This is a genomic window from Burkholderia sp. IT-111MI5 (assembly GCF_949752865.1).
GTDB lineage: Bacteria > Pseudomonadota > Gammaproteobacteria > Burkholderiales > Burkholderiaceae > Burkholderia > Burkholderia pyrrocinia_C.
This window is the reverse complement of sequence record NZ_CATKIF010000071.1, coordinates 309,939-329,650: the sequence shown is the minus strand read 5'-3', so window position 1 is coordinate 329,650 and position 19,712 is coordinate 309,939. Positions and strand designations below refer to the sequence as shown.

Below are 19,712 nucleotides of genomic sequence, written 5' to 3'. Positions count from 1 at the left end.
GCCGAACACGGGAATCACGCAAGATGAAGATAGTCATTGCAGGCGGATCGATCGCGGGTCTCGCGGCCGCGCTGACGCTCGATTGCATCGGACACGACGTCATGGTCTGCGAGCGCTCGCCGACGCCGCTGCGCGGCCGGGGCGGCGGCGTGGCCGTGCTGCGGCGCATGATGGCGTTTCTCGAACGGCATGGCCGGCATTGCCGCCAGACGATCAGCGTGCCGACGCACCGGCGACGCTGGATCGATCGCGACGGCGTCGTCACGCGCAACGAACCCGAAATGCTGCCGTTTTCGTCCTGGGACGCCGTCTACCGCTCGCTGTGCGAGACGCTGCCGCGCGGGCGCATCCATTACGGCCGCACGGTCACCGGCTTCGCCCAGGACGCGGACGGTGTCGACGTATACCTCGCAGACGAACGCATCCGCGCGGATGTGCTGATTGCAGCCGACGGTTCCGGCTCGAACCTGCGCACGCACCTCTTCCCCGGCTATACGCCGTCGTTTGCCGGCTACCTCGCATGGCGCGGCATCGTCGACGAAGCCGAATTCGACGCCGCGTCGATCGCATCGCTGGTCGAGAACATGACGCTGCACAAGGCGCCGGGCGAACTGTTCATGGCGTTCCTGATTCCCGCGCTCGACGGCTCGCTCGCGCCGGGCACGCGCCGCTTCAACTGGCTGTGGTATCGCAACGAAGCCGATCCGGATGCGCTGCGCCGCCACCTGACCGATCGGGCCGGCCACGTCCACCACGCGTCCGTGCATCCGGGGCAGCTTGCCGACGATACCGTCGCGACGCTGCGGCAACTCGCCGGCGCACGCTTGCCTGCTTCCCTGTCGCAACTGGTGCTCGCGACGCGCGCGCCGTTCAACCAGGCGATTTTCGATGCGTTGAGCCCCGCTTTCGTCGACGGTCGTGTCGCGCTGATCGGCGACGCGGCCTGCACCGTGCGCCCTCATACGGCATCCGGCACGTCGAAGGCGGCGAGCGATGCCGTATCGCTCACCGAAGCGCTGCCGGCGGACGCGACCGATGTCGTCGAGCGCCTGGCGTCATGGTCGGCCCGGCGGCGGGAGGAAGTGACCTCGTTGCTCGACAAGGGTCCGCAACTTGCCGCTTCGTTCGGCCTCGGCACGCCGCGCTGACGCATGTGCGCGGGCGCCGGAATGCAGCATGCGGGTGTTCAGAACGTTTCAGCGCAGCTTCAGGAAATAGCGTCGGCGCCCGCGTAGACTGCCCCCCATCATCCGCCGCGCAGGCAAATCGTCCGCGCGCAGTCATCCCCTGGAGTAACGACATGATCTCCACCGCGAATCGCTGCCGCCGGACAGGCTTGTCATCGCCGAATCGATCGGCGGTGCCGTGCCGCCATCCGGCGCCGACCGGAACGTCCGTCGCGAGCACGCGCAAGCCGGGCCGCACCGGCCGGTCCGCCTGTCGCGCCAACCTGATCCGCGGTGCCGCGCGCGATCGTCATGCGAACGCGCGCGTCCGACACGCCGTCTACTGCCCCGCCAATCGAATGACGCCGGGCGAACCGGTTCACGTGGAGCGCGCATGAAGCACAAACGACTCTGGTTCGGTGCGGCAGGCATCGCGATCGCCGGCCTGGCGGTCGCGATCGGCATCATGGTTCGGCCGTCGATCGCGCCGATCGATCCGCCTGCCCGCGCATCGTTCGATCCGCAACTGATCAAGGCCGGCGCGCGCGTGGTCGCGCTCGGCGATTGCGTCGTCTGCCACACCGCGAAGGACGGCAAGCCGTTCGCGGGCGGGCTGCCGCTCGCGACGCCGTTCGGCACGATCTACGCGACCAACATCACGCCGGATGCCGACACCGGCATCGGCCGCTGGTCGCGTGACGCGTTCGCGCGTGCGCTGCGCAGCGGCATCGCCCGCGACGGCCATCCGCTCTACCCGGCGTTTCCGTACATTCACTTCACGCGGATGTCCGACGACGACATCGCGGCTGCGTACGCGTACCTGATGACCCGCGAGCCGGTTCGAACGAAGGCGCCGGCGAACGACCTGATCTTCCCGCTCAACTTCCGGCCGCTGGTCGCGTTCTGGAACGTGCTGTTCCTGCGCGAAGGCGCATACCGGCCGGACCCTTCGCGATCCGCGCAATGGAATCGCGGCAAGCTGCTCGTCGACGGCCTCGGCCACTGCGCGTCCTGCCATTCGCCGCTGAATGCGATCGGCGGCGAACAGTCGGGCAAGGCATTCGACGGCGGCATCGTCGACGGCTGGGAAGCGCCACCGCTCAATACGCTCGGCAACGCGGTGCGGCCGTGGACGCAGGCGCAACTCGTCACGTACCTGCGCACCGGCCGCGCGAGCGAGCACGGCGCGGCCGCCGGGCCGATGCTCCCCGTCACACGCGATCTCGCGACGGTGCCGGTCGAGGATGTCGAAGCCATCGCGGCCTACATCCTGTCGATCCAGAAGCCGGCCGCCGCGCGGCCTGCGACGACCGCCGCCGAACGCCATGCGACGACGCCGGCCGGCCAACGCGGCGCGGTGCTGTTCCAGGCGTCGTGCGCGCAGTGCCACGGGCCTGCATCGCCGATGCAGTCGATCGGCGAACGGCCGACGCTCGCATTCAGCACGGCGGTCGCCGCCGACACGCCGCGCAATGCGATCCAGATGATGTTCAACGGGATCGGCTGGCACGGCGAGGACACGCTGAACTACATGCCGTCTTACCTCGACCAGTACGACGACGCGCAGATCGCGGATCTCGCCGCGTACCTCCGCGAAACGTACACCGATCGCCCCGCATGGAGCGGCATCGACACCCTGGCCGCGAAACTCAGAAAGGAGGACAGCGCGCGATGATCACCCTCACCGTGAATGGCGTGCGGCACACGCTCGACATCGATCCGTCCACGCCGCTCCTGTACGCGCTGCGCAACGACCTGCACCTGCACGGCGCGAAGTTCGGCTGCGGCCTCGGGCAATGCGGCGCGTGCACCGTGATCGTCGACGACAAGCCGATGTTCTCGTGCCTGATCCCGGTCGCCGCGGTCGGCGAGCGCCGCGTCAGGACCCTCGAGAGCCTCGGCACCGCCGAGCATCCGGGCAAGCTTCAGCAAGCGTTCATCGAGCATCAGGCGGCGCAGTGCGGTTATTGCATCGCGGGCATGATCATGCGCGCGCAGGCGCTGCTGGAACGCAAGCCGAAACCCACCGAACACGAGCTGCGCACGCACATGGAACCGAATCTGTGCCGTTGCGGCACCCACATGCGGATCCTGGCGGCCGTGCGCCAGGTCGCGGGCCTGCCGGACCCGGAACCGGCCGCCGCTCCCGTCACGATCAGCAAGGGACTCTGATGAACCCACCCGACGATATCGACGAAGGCCGCCGGCACTTCATGGTTTCCGGCGCGCTGTTCGTCGCGTTCAGCCTCGCACCGGCCGCGCGCGCCGCCGCCGAGGTCGTGATCGCGGACGAAGGCGCCGCCGTCCACGTGGCCAAGGCTACCGAAACGCTGGCCGGCAGCCTGAAGACCAATCCGCTGCTGGACGCGTGGATCAAGATCGCGCCCGACGGCAAGGTCACCGTGTTCACGGGCAAGGTCGAGCTCGGCACCGGCGTGCGCACCGCGTTGCTGCAGGTGGCCGCCGAGGAGCTGAACATGAAGCCCTCGCTGATCACGTTCCTGACCGCCGACACCGGCGCGTCGCCGGACGAGGGATTGACGGCCGGCAGCCACACGATGGCGGACAGCGGCTCCGCGCTGCTGAACGCCGCCGCGCAGGTGCGCGGGCTGCTGGTCGACGGCGCCGCGAAGCAGTTCGGCGTCGAGGCGCGCCTGCTCACCGTCGCCGACGCGGTCATCAAGGCGCCGGACGGCCGCACGATGCGCTACGGCGATGCGGTCCGCACCGTCGACCTGCATCGCAACGCGACGCCGACGTCGCCGCTGAAGAGTCCCGCGACGTTCGCCGTGATCGGCACGTCGCTGCCGCGCGTCGACATTCCGAACAAGGTCACGGGCGGTGTCAGCTACGTGCAGGACATGACGCTGCCCGGCATGCTGCATGCGCGCGTCGTGATGCCGCCGGTGTACGACGCGAAGCTGCTGTCGTTCGACGACGCCGCGATCCTGAAGATGCCGGGTGTCGTGCGGATCGTGCGCAACGGCAGCATGCTCGCGGTGGTCGCGCAGGGCGAATGGCAGGCGGTCGTCGCGCAGCGCGCGCTGGCCGCCGGCTGCCGCTGGTCGCCCGGCCGGGCGCTGCCCGATCGCAACACGGTTCACGAGGACCTGAAACGAATCTCGACGCAGCGCATCGAGATCGCCAATACGCATGCGCAAACCGCGCCGGCAACGAAAACGCTGTCCGCCACGTTCCTGAAGAACTACCTGCTGCACGGCTCGATCGGGCCGTCCTGCTCGGTCGCGCATCTCGAGAACGGCACGCTGACCGTGTGGACCCACTCGCAAGGCGTCTACCCGCTGCGCGACGCGCTCGCCGAGATGCTGTCGATGCCGAAGGCGAGCGTGCGCTGCATCCATACCGAGGGCTCCGGCTGCTACGGGCACAACGGCGCTGACGACGCGGCCGCGCATGCGGCGCTGATCGCGGCCGCGATGCCCGGCAAGCCGATCCGCGTCCAGTGGATGCGCGAACAGGAGCATACGTGGGACCACTTCACGCCGGCGATGGTCACCGAGCTCAACGCGTCGCTCGACGCGAGCGGCCGCATCGTCGACTGGAACTACGCGCTGTGGAGCAGTTCGCACAACGAGCGGATCGTCAACGCCGGCCGGCTGCTGCCCGCGCGCATGCTCGAACCGCCGTTCGTGCCCGCGCCGTCGACGCCGATGCTGCAGCCCGAGGGCGGCGGCGACCGCAACGCGATCCCGCTGTACGCGCTGCCGAACATGCACATCGTCAACAACTTCTCGCCGACGATGCCGCTGCAGACGTCGGCGATGCGCTCGCTCGGCGCGCACACGAACGTCTGGGCGATCGAAAGCTTCATGGACGAGCTCGCGCACGCGGCCGGCGTCGATCCTGTCGAATTCCGGCTGCGTCACATGCAGGATCACCGCGCGAGCCAGGTGATCAAGCTCGCCGCGACGAAATTCGGCTGGCCGCGGCCGCCGCGCGAACGCAACCGCGGCGTCGGCTTCGCCTTCGGCAAATACAAGAACCTGATGGCCTACGTCGCGATTGCGGTCGAGGTGTCGGTCGTGCCGGAAACCGGCCAGGTGACGCTCGAACGTGCGGAAGCGGCCGTCGACGCTGGCCAGATCGTGTCGCCGGACGGCATTCGCAACCAGATCGAGGGCGGTATCATCCAGTCCGCGAGCTGGACGCTGTACGAGGCGCTGAAATACGATACGCAGCGCGTGCGCAGCTTCGACTGGAGCAGCTATCCGATCCTGCGCTTCTCGGCCGCGCCGCAAAGCGTGCGGGTCAATCTGATCAATCGTCCCGGCGCGCCGTTCCTCGGCGCAGCCGAGGCGTCGATGGGACCGACCGCCGGCGCGCTCGCCAACGCGATCTTCGACGCGACCGGCCAGCGCCTGCGCGAGATGCCGTTTGCGGGCGACGCGCTCAGGAAACGCATCGACGCATAGCGGCATCACACGACACATCGCGCCGGCATGAACCGGCGCGGGCAATAAACAGGCTGGAGATTTCGGAACGATGGATACCTTGCTTTCAATGCGCGTGTTTACGCGCATCGTCGAGACAGGCAGCTTCACGCGCGCGTCCGACACGACTGGCCTGACGACGCCGCGCGTGTCCGCTCTGCTGAGCGCGCTCGAACAGCATCTCGGCTGCCGGCTGCTGAACCGCACCACGCGCCGGATCTCGCTCACCGAGGACGGGCAGGCGTACTACGAACGCTCGGTCGCGGTGCTGCGCGAGATCGACGACATGGAGGCATCGGTATCGCAGGCGCGCAACGTGCCGCGCGGCCGCCTGAAGGTGAACCTGCCGCCGGCCATGGCGAAGCAGATCATGGTGCCCGCGCTGCCCGAATTTCTCGCCGCCCATCCGGGCATCATGGTCGAGCTCGGCGTGACCGATCGCCAGATCGACCTCGTCGGCGAAGGCGTCGACTGCGTGGTGCGAATCGGCGCGCTCGACGATTCGGGGCTGGTCGCGAAGCGGATCGGCAGCCTGACCACCTGCACCTGCGCGTCCCCCACGTATCTCGAACGATGCGGCGCACCCGAAACGGTGGACGATCTCGCGCAGCACATCGCGGTCAGCCACATCTCGGCCGATACGGGCCGCCCGCGGCCGTGGGACTACGTCGTCGACGGCGAAGCGCGCATCGTGCAGATGTGCGGCACGGTCGCGGTCAACGACGCCGACACCTACATCGAGTGCGGCGTCGCGGGGATCGGCCTGATCAAGACCTCGCTGTACCTGGTCGAGCCGTATCTGAAATCGGGGCGCCTGCGCGAGGTGCTGACCGATTTCAACCCGCCGCCCCGGCCGATCTCGATCCTGTATCCGCCCAATCGGCATACGCCCGTCAAGCTCAAGGTCTTCGTCGACTGGCTCGCGGGGCTGTTCGCGGAGATTCCGACGCTGCAGGGCAAGCGCTGTTGATACTCGTCGTTGAAGCCCGCCGTTGAATCCCGCTTTTGAATCCGATCCTCCTCGCCACCGCGCGCGCCGCATGAATCACGTGATTTAAGACGGCGTTCAGGACTATTCAGCGCTGTCGATCCAGACTGGCCTCATCGGGCTTCGCGATCCGCGATATCCGCGCCGGGAGCCCGTTTCGAGAGGCACATCATGAAGATCGCGACCGCCGCAGCGTCCGTCCAGGCCGTCTTCGAAGTCCTCGGCCCGGCGTTGCCGGCGGCCGCATCGCGCTCGCCGGCAACGCGGCCTGCACGCCGCGGGCCCCTATCGCATCCGACATACCGAAGCCCCTCGCCGACACGGTCACCCTCGCGCAGGCGCGGCCGCCCCGTGCGCACGATGTCACGTCACGAACCGCGTTGCGAACCCCGTCACGGGCGGCCGCATGCCGCGTCGCGTCGGCCGGCCTCCGCGCCCGGTCCGACCCCTTTGCGTGGCGCGCAATGCTCGATTGCGCCCCGGACGTATTCCCTTGTTATCGATCGATCAATAATCTTGACGGCAATGCGGCGGCTTCCGTTTCGCCGCGACGGCAATCGCAACGCCCGCCCGACGCACGGGCACCCGATATCTCTTTCCAAGGAGTCGACCATGTCAGCAGAAACCACCCCGCTCGCGCCCCACGGGCACGCGGCCAAGCTCACGCAGGGCCTCATCCTGCTGTTCGCGTTCAGTTGCGGCGCGATCGTCGCGAACCTGTACTACGCGCAACCGATCACCGAACTCATCGCGCCGAGCCTGCACATGTCCGGCGAAACCGCGAGCCTCATCGTGTCGCTGACGCAGATCGGCTATGCGCTCGGCCTGTTCTTCATCGTGCCGCTCGGCGACCTGCTCGAGAACCGCAAGCTGATGATCGTCACGGCCGTCGTGTCGATCGCGAGCCTCGCGGCGGCCGCGGTCGTCCAGACGCCCGGGCTGTTCCTCGCGATTTCGCTGCTCGTCGGCTTCAGTTCCGTCGCCGTGCAGATCCTGGTGCCGCTCGCCGCGCACCTCGCGCCGGATCATTCGCGCGGCCGCGTGGTCGGCACGATCATGAGCGGGCTGCTGCTCGGCATCCTGCTCGCGCGCCCGCTGTCGAGCGTCGTGGCCGACGCGTTCGGCTGGCGCTTCGTGTTCGCGGCCGCCGCCGTGCTGATGACGCTCGTGACGGCCGTGCTCGCGCTGACGATCCCGTCGCGCCAGCCCGATCACCGCGCGACCTATTTCGAGCTGATCGGCTCGCTGCTGCATCTGGTCCGCACGATGCCGGTGCTGCGCCATCGCGCGTTCTACCAGGGCCTGATGTTCGCGTCGTTCAGCCTGTTCTGGACCGCCGTGCCGGTCGAGCTGACGCGTCACTACGGGCTGTCGCAATCGGCTATCGGCCTGTTCGCGCTGGTCGGCGCGATCGGCGCGACGTCGGCGCCGGTCGCGGGCCGCCTCGCGGATGCCGGCCATACCGTGCGGGCGACGCTGATCGCGCTGGTTGCCGGCGCCCTGTCGTATGCGGTCGCGCTGATCCACGGCGCCGGCCTGTATGGCCTGGTCGTCACGGGCATCGTGCTCGATTTCGCGGTGCAGATGAACATGGTGCTCGGCCAGCGCGAGATCTACGCGCTGCACGCGGCGAGCCGCAACCGCCTGAACGCGCTGTACATGACGAGCATCTTCGTCGGCGGCGCCATCGGCTCCGCACTCGCGAGCCCGCTGTACGAGCATGGCGGCTGGCCGCTCGTCGCCGCGGTCGCCGGCGCGTTCCCGATCGTTGCGCTCATCCACTACCTTGCCATCGGCCGTCCGCACGCGGAACGCCACGCTCAGTCCTGAACCGGCGCCGGCACCGGTTCACGCGCGAATCCCGCCCGGGCCGTTCGCGCGCCGGAACGCTGCCGGCACGTCACCCGCGTCACTCCCGAACTTTCCGCAGGGCCCGCCGTTGCGCCGGTTACAACCGGACGCTATCGCACGATAAGCGGCGCCGCCGTGCTCCACGCAAAAGGAATCCATCATGTCTTCCCTGCTCAGCCACTACGATCTGCGCGGCCTGCCGCTTCCCAACCGTGTCGTGATGGGGCCGATGACGCGTTCGCGCGCGCCGTCGCGCGGCCAGCCGACCGAACTCATGGCCGAGTACTACGCGCAGCGCGCATCCGCCGGCCTGATCGTGACCGAAGCGACCAACGTCAGCCCGGCCTCCGCATCGTTCGAACTGACGCCGGGGCTCGTCACCGACGAACAGGCGGCCGGCTGGAAGCAGATCACGGACGCGGTCCACGCGAACGGCGGCCGCATCTTCGCGCAGCTGTGGCACGGCGGCCGGGTCAGCTCGCTGACGCTGCTCGGCGGCGATGCGCCGCTGTCGCCGTCGGGCGTCAACGACGATCTCGAGCAGCTGCAGGTGTGGGCGCAGTTGCAGAACGGCTATTACACGAAGATTCACGCGACGCCGTCGCGTGCGATGACGACGGACGAAGTCGCCGGGACGGTCGACGAATTCCGCCAGGCGGCGATCCGCGCGATGGCGGCCGGCTTCGACGGCGTCGAGATCCACGCGGCCAACGGCTACCTGCCGCACCAGTTCCTGTCGTCGACGCTGAACCGCCGCGACGACCGTTACGGCGGCTCGATCGCGAACCGCGCGCGCTTCCTCGAGGAAATCGTCGACGCGGTCGGCGGCGTGACGCCGCTCGACCGCGTGGGCGTGCGCATCTCGCCGTACGCGAAGTACAACAACGTGCGCGACGCGGATCCGGACGCGACGTACGCGTACGTCGGCCGCATGCTCGACGAAGCCGGCGTCGCCTATCTGCACGCGGCCGACACCAACGGCTGGAGCGGCGAGCCCGACCTGCCGCGCATCGTCGAGAACACGCGCAAGACCTTCGGCGGCACGCTGATCGTCAACGGCGGCATCGCGCCGGAGGCCGCGAACGCTCTGATCGATGCCGGCGACGCCGATCTCGTCGCGTTTGCGCGCGCGTACATCGCGAACCCCGATCTCGTCGAGCGCATCGCGGCGAATGCGCCGCTCGCCGCGCCGAAGCCGGTCGGCTGGTATGGCAGCGACCGCGCGGGATACGTCGACTATGCGCGTCACGACGCGGCCAGCCGGGCGGCCTGAGCCCCGCTCCGGCGGCGGCCCGATGCGGTCTCGCTCAGGCCGTCGCCGACCTCGGTCGAACCCGTCGTGCCGACCCGCTCACGCGTCGTTCCAGCGCGCGCCCAGCACGCGTCCGCAGAAGTTCGGCCGGTGAAAATCCGGATCGGCGCGCTCGAGCACGTCGGCGCTCCACGTGCCGAACGTCGACGCCGGCCGGTGCGCGACCCCGCGCGCGATCGCGTCGAGGAACGCGTCGCCGAACCCGTCGCCGCGCGGGTACGCGGCGAGCAGCGCCCGCCGCTCGTCGGCCGAATACGCGTCGACGCCGGTTGCCATCAGGTCGGTCGATACGGCGGACGCCAGCACGCGCGCGAGCGGCGACACGCGCGCGGCCACACCGGGCGACGTATGCAGCGCGATCGCGTGCCACACGTCGTCGCGCATCCGCTGCGACGTCTGATGGCGCAGCAGGAACGCCTGCGCGGCATCGGCGCTGTCGAGCTCGTAGCGCTCGGTCGAACGGCCATACGCGGTGCTCAAGCCCATGTTCGCGTACATCGCGGCCACGTACAGCGTATCGGCATCGCAGGTCTCGCTGGCACGTCGCGCGGCAAGCGACGCGAGAACGAACACCCGGCACGCGTGGTCGGTAATCACCTGCGGCAGCGACGCGCATGCCGCTTCGGCGGCTTCGATCGCCATCGGCGTCCGGGGAATGCGGACGCCGGCGACTTCGTCATGGGCCGATGCGCACGTGTGCGCAGAATTCATCTCGTCTCCTTCTGCCCCGCGCCGGGGGCGGGAAATTATCCATTCATCGCGCGGCACGCGCCGGGGTCGCCCGGCCGGCCCGCTGAGCGACGCCATCCTAAAAGACGACACCGGGTTGACCGAATGCTTCGCACTGCTTGACGGACTCTGTCGCGGCCGCATGCAGGCACTGCGCGAAACGACGCCCGTAACCGCGCACGGAACCGGCATCCGGGCCGGCGTCGGCCGCCGCACGCGGCTGTGCCGGCGCGGCCGGACGACGCTGGCCGAATCCGCCGACACCGCCGAATTCGGCCACCGGCGACCACGCGGGGCGGACCGCCAGCGGCGGCGGCGCAAGCGGCGCAAACTCGTCGTCCGCATGCACGACCTTGCCGCCGACGACCGTCAGCACCGACGACAAGGATTTGATCTGCGCGTCGTCGATCGTGAAGTAGTCGTCCGTCAGCACCGCAAAATCCGCGTACTGGCCGGGCACCAGCGCGCCCTTGCGGTCGTCCTCGTTCGAGAACCATGCGCTGCCGACCGTATAGCGGCGCAGCGCTTCCATCCGGCTGAGCCGGTTGCGTTCGGGGTAGAGCGCCGTGCCGCCGACCGTGCGCCCGGACACCATCCAGTACAACGCCACGAACGGGTTGTAGCTCGCGATACGCGTCGCATCGGTGCCCGCGCCGACCGGCAGCCCGGCCGCCAGCATCGCGCGGATCGGCGGCGTGCGCGCGGCCGCTTCGGCGCCGTAGCGCGCAATGAAGTACTCGCCCTGGAACGCCATCCGGTGCTGGACCGTCACGCCGCCGCCGAGCGCGGCGATGCGCGCGATGTTCGCATCCGAAATCGTCTCGCAATGATCGAAGAACCAGCGCAGCCCGTCGAACGGGATGTCGCGGTTCACGGCTTCGAGCACATTGAGGAAGCGGCCGATCGATTCGTCGTAGGTCGCGTGCAGCCGGAACGGCCAGCGGTGCCGCACCAGCAGCCGGACCACCGCGGCCAGCTCAGCCTCGAGCGCGGCGGGCAGATCGGGGCGCGGTTCGAGGAAATTCCCGAAATCGGCTGCCGAATACACCAGCAGTTCGCCGGCGCCGTTCATCCGCAGGAACCCGTCGCCGTCGCCGGGCTGCGCCAGCGTCACCCATCGCGCGTAATCGTCGAGTTCCTGTCCGGCATGCTGCACGAACAGGCTGTAGGCGATGCGCACCGTCAGTTCGCCGCGCTTCGCGAGCGCCATGATCGCGCCATAGTCGTCCGGATAGGCCTGGAAATCGCCGCCCGCGTCGATCGCGCTCGTCACGCCGAGGCGGTTCAGTTCGCGCAGGAAATGCCGCATCGAATTCATCTGCTCGTCGTAGCCGAGCTTCGGGCCCTTCTCGAGCGCCGCATGCAGGATGCCCAGGTCCGGGCGCGCGATCAGCATGCCGGTCGGCCTGCCGAGGCGATCGCGCTGGATTTCGCCGCCGGGCGGATCGGACGTATCGCGGCCATAGCCGATCGCGCGCAGCGCGGCCGCGTTCAGCAGCGCGCTATCGCCCAGGTGCATGATGAAGACCGGCGTGTCGGGCGCGATCGCGTTGAGCTCGGCCGCCGTCGGCCCGCGCTTTTCCGCGAACTGGAATTCGGTCCAGCCGCCGACGACGCGCACCCACTGCGGCGCAGGCGTGCGCAGCACCTGGCGACGCAGCATGCAGAGCGCATCGGCGAGCGTCGGCACGCCGTCCCAGCGCAGTTCCAGGTTGAAGTTCAGGCCGCCGCGGATCACGTGCAGGTGCGAATCGTTCAGCCCCGGGATCACGGTGCGGCCGTTCAGGTCGATGCGCAGCGTGTCGGCGCGCGCATGGCGCATCACCTCGTGCCCGCTGCCGGTCGCGAGAATCCGGCCGTCCTTCACCGCGAGCGCGGTCACGAACGACTGCCGGTCGTCCTGCGTCGCGATCTTGCCGTTGCATACGATGAGGTCCGCCGTTGCGGCGGATTCCGTCGCCTTAAGCACCGTCCGGCCTCCTGTTTGCGCCGAAAGCCGGCATACGGCCGCACGCGGCATGCACCCGGATTGACGATACACGGACCATCCACTTCCCCTTGAACGTTGATCGATCGGACCGGCAGGCTGCGGCGCGATGGCGCGGCTGCGTCCTGCGCGGGCCGGGCGCGCCGTTACGCCACCTGCTGCATCGCATCCGCCGCCTCATGCCGCATCCGCGTACGGCCCGTCGACGGCGTCGTCTCCGGCCGGACGAAGTTCTGCACGCGCGCCAGCCGGCGCACGTCGAACGCACGCGATTGCGGATCGAAATACCCTGACAGACTGGCCAGCAGCGACGAAGCCTGCCCGGTCCGCCCGCGCTCGATCAGGTGATCGGCGAGATCGAGCGTGCCGCGCAGCGCCCACATCGCGGCCCCTTGCCCGTTCGCGGTATGGATCCCCATCAGCAGATGACGGTGCCCGTCGGCTTCGCAGGCGATCGCGAGGTCCGCATCGGCGCTGCGTGCCTGTTCGAGCATCGCGAGCCCCCTGGCGCGCAGCAGCTCGGGCACGAACAGGTGCTCGCCGTGCGTGCGGCAGCGCGCGAGCGTCGCGTCGAGCTTCGTGCATGCCTCGGCCGCGCGGCCCGTGCGCGTCAGCCCTTCCGCGTACGCGACGATCAGCGGCGCGAGCGTGCGCTGAAAGCCGCTCGCCTCGATGCGCCGCAGCGCGGGCTCGAGCCGCGCGAGACCGGCACCGGGGTGCCCGGTCTGCATGTCGAACTGCCCGGCAAGGCATTCCGCGTGGCCGAGCCAGACGTCGAAGCCGTTCGCCTCTGCGGTCGATCGCAGCGTCCCGAGATAATCGGAAATCACGTCGTGATCACCATAGCGCAATGCAATCGGCACGGCCGCGGCGCCGAGCACCACGCACAACGCCGGCGCCGAATCGCTGCGGCGCGCGCATTCGACCGCCTGCGCCGCCAGTCGCATTGCATATTCCGGGTCGCCCTGCATCCACACGAGCCGCGTCAGCATCGTCCGGCCGAGCGTCGCGACGTCGATCCCGAGCGCCGCCTCTGCACAGGACGGTTCGCCGACCTCGGCCAGCTCGGCCATCGCCGCCTCCAGCCGCTCGCGCGCCTGCGCATGCTCGCCGAAGTAATGCAGCGAGGTCGCGACCATCGCGGTCGCCAGCAGCCGCTGCGACCGGTCGCCCCGCCGCTCCGCGGCGCGCTCGAAGCGCGTCGCGTAGCGCAGCGATTCGTGGATGTCGGAGCGCGTTAGCATCGTGTTCCACAGCCCGACCAGCGCACGCGCGTCGAACGCCTCGTCGCCGATCCGGCCTGCGAGACCGAGCGTCCGGTCCCACATCGCCGCGGCCGTGTGCGTATCGCCGTCGGTATGCAGCAGCGCCGCCGCATAGGCCGCGCGCAGGCGCATTTCGCGCGCCGCATCGATGCCCCCGGCCGCCCCGGCCTCGATTGCGTCGAGCGCTCGCCTCGCCGATATCGAACATTCGCGCATCCGCGCCGGCTCCCGCAACGCGAGCGCCAGCGCGTCCGCTTCCAGCGCGTGCGGCTCGGCCGCCGCGGGCTCGCCCGGTGCCGGCGCCGGCTCGCCCGCCGCGAGACGCAGGCTCGCGAGGTCCGCGGCTTGCGCCTGCGTCAGCATCCGCGCTTCCCCCTGCTCGCGTTCGTAGCGCGCATGACGCTCGGCGACGGCTTCGAATTCGCCCTCGTTGTGCAGCTTCTCGAGCGCATACGCGCGCGTCGATTCCGTCAACCGGTAGCGCGCCTGCGCGCCGTCGAACTCGACGGTCACCAGCGACTTCGCGACCAGCTCGCCGAGCACCGCGATCATCCCGGCGGCCGACATGCCGGGGTCCATCGCCACCTCGCGGGCCGCATCGAACGTAAACGGGCCGATGAAGCACGCCATGCGACGAAACAGCGACCGCGCGGCCGCATCCAGCAGCACGTAGCTCCAGTCGAACGTCGCCCGCAGCGTCTGGTGGCGCGGCAGCGCCGAGCGCAGCCCGCCCGTCAGCAGGTTCAGCCGGTCGTCGAGACGCGACGCGACCACCTCGAGCCCGAGCGTCGCGACGCGCGCGGCGGCCAGTTCGATCGCCAGCGGCAGCCCGTCGAGGCGCCGGCAGATGTCGCCGATCAGCCTGACGCCGGCCGCGTCGACCTCGCAATCGGGCGTGGCGGCACGAATCCGCGCCAGAAACAGTTCGACGGCCGAATGGCGCACGATCTCGTCGACGGACGCGCTGCCGTCCGGCACCGCCAGCGGGGCCACGCGAAACACGGCTTCGACCGAGATATGAAGCGGCTCGCGGCTCGTCACGAGCACGCGCAGCGGCGCGGCGCGCGACGTCAGCGTTTCGACGAGGTCGGCCACCAGGTCGACGACGTGCTCCGCGTTGTCGAGCACGAGCAGGCCGCGCGAAGCGGCGAATGCGTCGCCGATGCGGTCGGCGGCAGGCACGCCGTCCGTGTCGAGCCCCAGTGCCGCGGCAATCGCGAGCAGCACGTCGTCGCGCGTCGCGGCACTGGCCAGCTCCACGAACAGGCCACGCTCGCCGGACCGGCTGCGCAGCTCGTGCACGACGCGGTTGGCCAGGCTCGTCTTACCGATGCCGCCCGCACCGACCAGCGTGACGACCGGCGCACGTCCGATCATGTCGACGATCTGCTCGATCTCGGCCTGACGTCCGACCAGCGGAACCGGATGAAAGGCAGCGGCAACCTCGGGCGGACAGTCGGCCGCGCGCGGCGCCGCCGAATGCGCGACCGGCGGCTGCGCGATCAGCAGGTAGCCGCGGCCCGGCACCGTCTTGATCAGGTCGCGGTTCGCGCCCAGTGCCTTGCGCAACGTCGCGACATGGACCTGCAGCCGGTTTTCCTCGACGATCAGGCCCGGCCAGACGGCATCCATGATGTCGTCCTTCGACACGACGGAACCGTTCGCGCGATGCAGTACTTCAAGGATGTCGAGCGCGCGTGCGCCGATCCGCAGCGACGCGCCGTGATGGCGAATGTCGCGCTGCTCGAAATCCACCGACAAATGCCCGATCTGGATCATGGCCGCCTCCAGGTTCCCCACGATGACCGCCATGTGAACGCACGGTTCACCGGGGCGGGAGTCCGCACCCGGCCAGCCCTGCAGGCCGGGCGCAAAGTCTCAAAAAGTGGGCCGAGTGTAAACGCGGGTTAAACAAAAATCTTGAAGGAAAATGCGCTGGCGCCGTGCAGAAAGGCATGCCGCCGAACCCGCGGCGCGCGATTACAAATGGGGCAGCATCGATCGGAATCGCGCCTTCGCAGGCCGGCCGGGCCTGGCGCGGCATGGATCGACCGCCTCAAGCATTCCGTCAGCCAGCGGACATTTATTCAAGTTATCTTGGGCCTGTCGGCCGTGCTATACACTGCACGCAACCAGGATGCTCGCGCACCGCACCCCATCGAAGGATCGTTCCACCATGCCAGCCCCTCTCGCCGCGCCACCGGCGCCTACGCCGAAAGACACGCTCGGATGCATCTCGACCCTGTTGTCCAAGGATATTGAAAGGTCGGTCGGCGGCCTGACGCTGCACCGCAAATGCATGCGCGACGAGCAATTCGAGCGCATCGAGATGGCGGCCAGCGACCGCGGCTTCCTGATCGGCGTGTCGCTGAATGGCGGGCACCGGCGCACGATCTACGGCGGGGCCGGCAAATCCGAGCGGCGGTTTCAAAACAACTCGATCTACATTCGCGACTTTTCCCGGAATTTCCGCGCCGACCTGTACGGCAAGTTCGACTTCCTGCTCGTCGAGCTGTCGCGCAGCTACCTCGACCGTCTCGGCCGCGAGCACGACGGAACGGAAATCGGCGGCCTGACTTGCGCGCCCGACACGCAGGACGCGGTGCTGGGCCATCTCGCGCACGCCGTCGCCCACAGCCTCGACGCGCCGGGCGCGCTGAACACGCTGTTCGTCGAGCAGATGGGGCTCGCGATCGGCACGCATCTCGCATGCCGCTACGGCAATGCGCACGCGCGCGACCTGCAGCGCAAGGGCCTGCTGTCGCCGGCCAAGGCCGCGCTCGCGAAGGAACTGCTGATGGAAAAGGCCAACCTCGGCGTATCGATCGAGGAAGTGGCCAACGAATGCGATCTGTCGCGCGGCTATTTCATCCGCGCGTTCTCGCGCACGACGGGCCGCACGCCGCATCAATGGCTGCTCGAACAGCGCGTGATCCGCGCCCGGCAACTGATCGAGACGACCGACATGACGCTCGCGGAAATCGCGGCCGTCTGCGGCTTCGCGGACCAGAGCCACCTGAACCGCGTGTTCGCGCGCATCGTCGGCCATCCGCCCGGCGCATGGCGGCGCGAACTGTCACGCTGAAGCAGCCGCCACGCGCGCGCCATGCGCGTCATTGAAGCGGCGTCGCGTCGTAATTGACCGGCACCCAGTCGTACTGCTCCCCGTCCCTGCGCAGATGCCCGAGCCCGGGAAACGCGATGTGCGCGGCACCGACCAGATAACGCTTGTCCGCGACGCGCTTCAGCGTAGCGCGCCGGGTGCGGCGCGCCGCATCGGCATCGCTGTCGTACTGGACGGTCGCGTCCGGATCCTGCAACTGGATCGCCGCGACGTGCACGATGTCGCCCCACGCGAGCAGCCCGGCGTTGCCGCTCTCGATCAGATAGGCCGTATGGCCCGGCGTATGGCCGGGCATCGGCACCGCGCGAATGCCGGGGGCGAGCGTCGCTTCGCCGCGAAAGGTCTTGAAGCGTCCCGCCGCGACGTACGGCGCGACCGACGCGGCCGCCGCATCGAAAAACGACGCGAGGAACGCCGGCGCCTGTGCCTTGTTGTCCGGATCGAGCCAGTAATTCGCTTCGATCTCGTTCACGCGAACGACCGCATTCGGAAAGGTCATCCTGCCGTTCGACGCAATGCCGCCGACATGATCCTTGTGCAGGTGCGTGAGCAACACTTCGTCGATCTGCTCCGGCGCATAGCCTGCCGCGCGCAGGTTCGCGAGCAGCTTGCCGCAGCAGTCGCCATACAGCACGCCGGCGCCCGTATCGACGAGAATCCGCTTCGATCCCGTATCGACCAGGAACGCGTTGATCGATCCCTGTACCGGCGGCTCGAGAAACTCGCGATCGAGATCGCGCCGGATGTCGTCTTTCGACACATCGCGGAAGACCGTATCGACCGGAAACGGATGCGTGCCGTCGGACAGCGCGACGATCCGGAGGTCGCCGAGCTTCTGCCGATAGAAACCGGGGGCCTGGTTGCCGCCGCCCGGCTCGCCCGCGAACGCGACCGATGCGAGGATGCCGGTGCACCACGCGATGAGCAGCATGCGGCCCGAGCGCGCCGCGCGCGTGCGCCAGTTCAGGTTCTTCATGTCCGTTTCCCGGGTTGCGTATCGACGTTGCGCGCCGCTCGGCCGGCCCGGCCGGCGAGATGCACGCGACACCGAGCTTACCGGCCGGATTCTCAATAATCCTGAGCGGGACATGAATCGTTCTGAAGGCCGGGCCCCGGCGGCGCCGGCCCGGATTCAGGCGGCCCGGTCACGCGCGTGCTGCGCGGCAATCAATGCATCGCGAAAGACGGCAGCCGGCTGCGCGCCGCTGACGACCGACAGCCCGATGCGCGTCGACGGCACCGAAGCAACGCCTTCGCTTGCCGCCTGCGCTTCGAGCGCGACCACCGCGTCGAGCCCTTCGCCGGACGCCAGGAACGCACGCACCGCGTCGCCCGGCAAACCGGCGCCGACCGCAATCTCGACCAGCACGTCCGCATCGCCGATATCGCGGCCGTCGCGGAAATACGCGGCAAACAGCGCGTCGACGAGCGCGACCGCGCTGCCGCGTTGCTGGGCGAACCAGACGAGCCGGTGTGCAAGCCGCGTGTTCGGCGTGCGTGCGATCCGCGCATGATCGAACACGAGGCCGGCCGCCCGGCCGGCTTCGGCCACATGCGCGTCGAGTGCCTGCGAGCGCGCCCAGCTGCCGAACTTCGCGCTCCGGTACGCCTTGCGGTCCATGCCGCCGGCCGGCATCGACGGGTTCAGTTCGAACGGCACGAACCGGACGCTCACGTGGCCGGCCAGGCCGGCTTCGTCGATCGCCTCCGCGAGCCGGTGCTCCGCGATCCAGCACCACGGGCAGATGAGGTCGTAGGTCACCGTTACTTCGAGGGGTTTCATCGCAGGCTCCTTCCTGTACATTGCAGTCCGGAAGATAGCGCGTGCGGGCCGACGATAGAATGCGAACGGCACGCAATGCATCGTTGCGGCGCGCACAAAGACACGAAGTCACAAAGGCGACGACATGGACAAATTCTCCGCGCTGCGCGCGTTCGTGGAAGTAGCGGAAGCCGGCGGCTTCTCGAGCGCGGGACGGCGCCTCGAGCTCGCGGCGTCGTCGGTGGTGCGCGCGGTGGATGCGCTCGAGGCGTCGCTCGGCACCGTGCTGCTGAACCGCACGACGCGACAGGTCACGCTGTCCGATGCCGGCTCCGTGTACTACGCCCGCGCGAAGCGGCTGCTCGAGGAACTCGCGGAAGCCGACGCACTGGTTTCCGATCGCGGCGACGAGCCGTCCGGACCGCTGCGCGTGTCGGTGCCGGTCGCGTACGGCGTGCGCCGCATCGCGCCGCACGTCGCGGCCTTCCTCGCACGCTATCCGAAGCTCGACCTCGACCTGCAGCTCACCGACGAACGCGTCGATCTCGTCGCCGGCCGGATCGACGTCGCGATCCGGCTCGGTGAAGCAGCGCCGTCCGCGGAAGTCGTCGCGCGGCCGCTCGGCACGTTCCAGCGCTATGTGGTCGCGAGCCACGACTACCTCGATGCGCACGGCACGCCATCGGCGCCGGGCGAGCTGGTCGATCACGGGTGTCTGCGCTTTCACTTCGGCGGCGACCAGCAGGCGTGGACGTTTGCCGATGCGCACGGCACGACGAAAGTGCTCGTCGCCGGGCGCCTGAAGTCGAATCACAGCGAGGTGTTGCGCGATGCCGTGCTCGACGGCGCCGGCATCGCGCTGCTGCCTGACTGGCTGGTCGATGCCGACGTGCAATCGGGCCGCCTGCGCAGGCTCTTCGAACAGTACGACATCACGCCCGATGCGGCGCGCTCGGTCGTCACCGCGCTCTACCTGCCGAACCAGCGCGGCTCGAAGCGCGTGACGGCGTTCATCGATTTTGTCGAAGCGCTGGCGCGCGCGCAGCACTGAGCCGCGCGGCGCGGCGCGCCGCGCCG

14 protein-coding genes are annotated in these 19,712 nt (G+C 69.1%); 9 read left to right on the top strand and 5 right to left on the bottom strand.

Annotation, left to right across the window (positions count from 1 at the left end; all coding sequences use genetic code 11):
* Positions 1 to 23: 23 nt before the first annotated feature.
* From ACM6JT_RS32940 to ACM6JT_RS32910, 7 genes are all read left to right on the top strand, one after another.
* A complete protein-coding gene (locus tag ACM6JT_RS32940; protein ID WP_414858002.1) occupies positions 24 to 1,148 on the top strand; it encodes an FAD-dependent monooxygenase in 1,125 nt (374 codons plus the stop codon).
* A 412-nt stretch (positions 1,149 to 1,560) separates the two neighbouring features.
* On the top strand, positions 1,561 to 2,841 hold the full coding sequence (locus ACM6JT_RS32935) for a c-type cytochrome (RefSeq protein ID WP_414858001.1): 1,281 nt from the start codon (positions 1,561 to 1,563) through the stop codon (positions 2,839 to 2,841).
* Positions 2,838 to 3,338 (top strand): (2Fe-2S)-binding protein, encoded by a 501-nt coding sequence (locus ACM6JT_RS32930; RefSeq protein ID WP_105392436.1) that lies wholly within the window; start codon positions 2,838 to 2,840, stop codon positions 3,336 to 3,338. Before ACM6JT_RS32935 ends, ACM6JT_RS32930 begins: the two co-directional genes overlap by 4 nt.
* Positions 3,338 to 5,599, top strand: coding sequence for a molybdopterin cofactor-binding domain-containing protein (locus tag ACM6JT_RS32925; RefSeq protein WP_414858000.1), 2,262 nt, complete (start codon positions 3,338 to 3,340; stop codon positions 5,597 to 5,599). The genes ACM6JT_RS32930 and ACM6JT_RS32925 overlap by 1 nt, the downstream gene beginning before the upstream one ends.
* 70 nt (positions 5,600 to 5,669) lie before the next feature.
* Complete coding sequence (locus ACM6JT_RS32920; protein ID WP_034184382.1) at positions 5,670 to 6,587, top strand: LysR family transcriptional regulator; 918 nt, start codon at positions 5,670 to 5,672, stop codon at positions 6,585 to 6,587.
* Positions 6,588 to 7,217: 630 nt separating this feature from the next.
* Positions 7,218 to 8,435 carry an MFS transporter gene (locus ACM6JT_RS32915; RefSeq protein ID WP_034184384.1) on the top strand — a complete coding sequence of 406 codons (1,218 nt, stop codon included), beginning with the start codon at positions 7,218 to 7,220 and terminating at the stop codon, positions 8,433 to 8,435.
* Positions 8,436 to 8,616: 181 nt separating this feature from the next.
* On the top strand, positions 8,617 to 9,729 hold the full coding sequence (locus ACM6JT_RS32910) for an alkene reductase (protein ID WP_414857999.1): 1,113 nt from the start codon (positions 8,617 to 8,619) through the stop codon (positions 9,727 to 9,729).
* Positions 9,730 to 9,807: 78 nt separating this feature from the next.
* Here the strand turns inward: ACM6JT_RS32910 and ACM6JT_RS32905 are convergent, their stop codons facing one another.
* From ACM6JT_RS32905 to ACM6JT_RS32895, 3 genes are all read right to left on the bottom strand, one after another.
* On the bottom strand, positions 9,808 to 10,479 hold the full coding sequence (locus tag ACM6JT_RS32905; protein ID WP_414857998.1) for a phosphohydrolase: 672 nt from the start codon (positions 10,477 to 10,479) through the stop codon (positions 9,808 to 9,810).
* Between the two features lie 97 nt (positions 10,480 to 10,576).
* The gene (locus ACM6JT_RS32900; protein WP_243712485.1) at positions 10,577 to 12,466 is read right to left on the bottom strand and encodes an amidohydrolase; all 1,890 of its coding nucleotides are present in this window, start codon (positions 12,464 to 12,466) and stop codon (positions 10,577 to 10,579) included.
* Positions 12,467 to 12,630: 164 nt separating this feature from the next.
* The gene (locus ACM6JT_RS32895; RefSeq protein WP_414857997.1) at positions 12,631 to 15,528 is read right to left on the bottom strand and encodes an ATP-binding protein; all 2,898 of its coding nucleotides are present in this window, start codon (positions 15,526 to 15,528) and stop codon (positions 12,631 to 12,633) included.
* 397 nt (positions 15,529 to 15,925) lie between these two features.
* Between ACM6JT_RS32895 and ACM6JT_RS32890 the strand changes: the two genes are divergently transcribed.
* On the top strand, positions 15,926 to 16,834 hold the full coding sequence (locus ACM6JT_RS32890; RefSeq protein WP_414857996.1) for a helix-turn-helix domain-containing protein: 909 nt from the start codon (positions 15,926 to 15,928) through the stop codon (positions 16,832 to 16,834).
* Positions 16,835 to 16,862: 28 nt separating this feature from the next.
* Here the strand turns inward: ACM6JT_RS32890 and ACM6JT_RS32885 are convergent, their stop codons facing one another.
* Positions 16,863 to 17,804, bottom strand: coding sequence for an MBL fold metallo-hydrolase (locus tag ACM6JT_RS32885; protein ID WP_105392463.1), 942 nt, complete (start codon positions 17,802 to 17,804; stop codon positions 16,863 to 16,865).
* A gap of 201 nt (positions 17,805 to 18,005) precedes the next feature.
* Positions 18,006 to 18,656 carry a DsbA family oxidoreductase gene (locus ACM6JT_RS32880; protein WP_414857995.1) on the bottom strand — a complete coding sequence of 217 codons (651 nt, stop codon included), beginning with the start codon at positions 18,654 to 18,656 and terminating at the stop codon, positions 18,006 to 18,008.
* Between the two features lie 124 nt (positions 18,657 to 18,780).
* On the opposite strand from ACM6JT_RS32880, the gene ACM6JT_RS32875 reads away from it, so the two are divergent.
* Complete coding sequence (locus ACM6JT_RS32875; RefSeq protein WP_414857994.1) at positions 18,781 to 19,686, top strand: LysR family transcriptional regulator; 906 nt, start codon at positions 18,781 to 18,783, stop codon at positions 19,684 to 19,686.
* Positions 19,687 to 19,712: the final 26 nt, after the last annotated feature.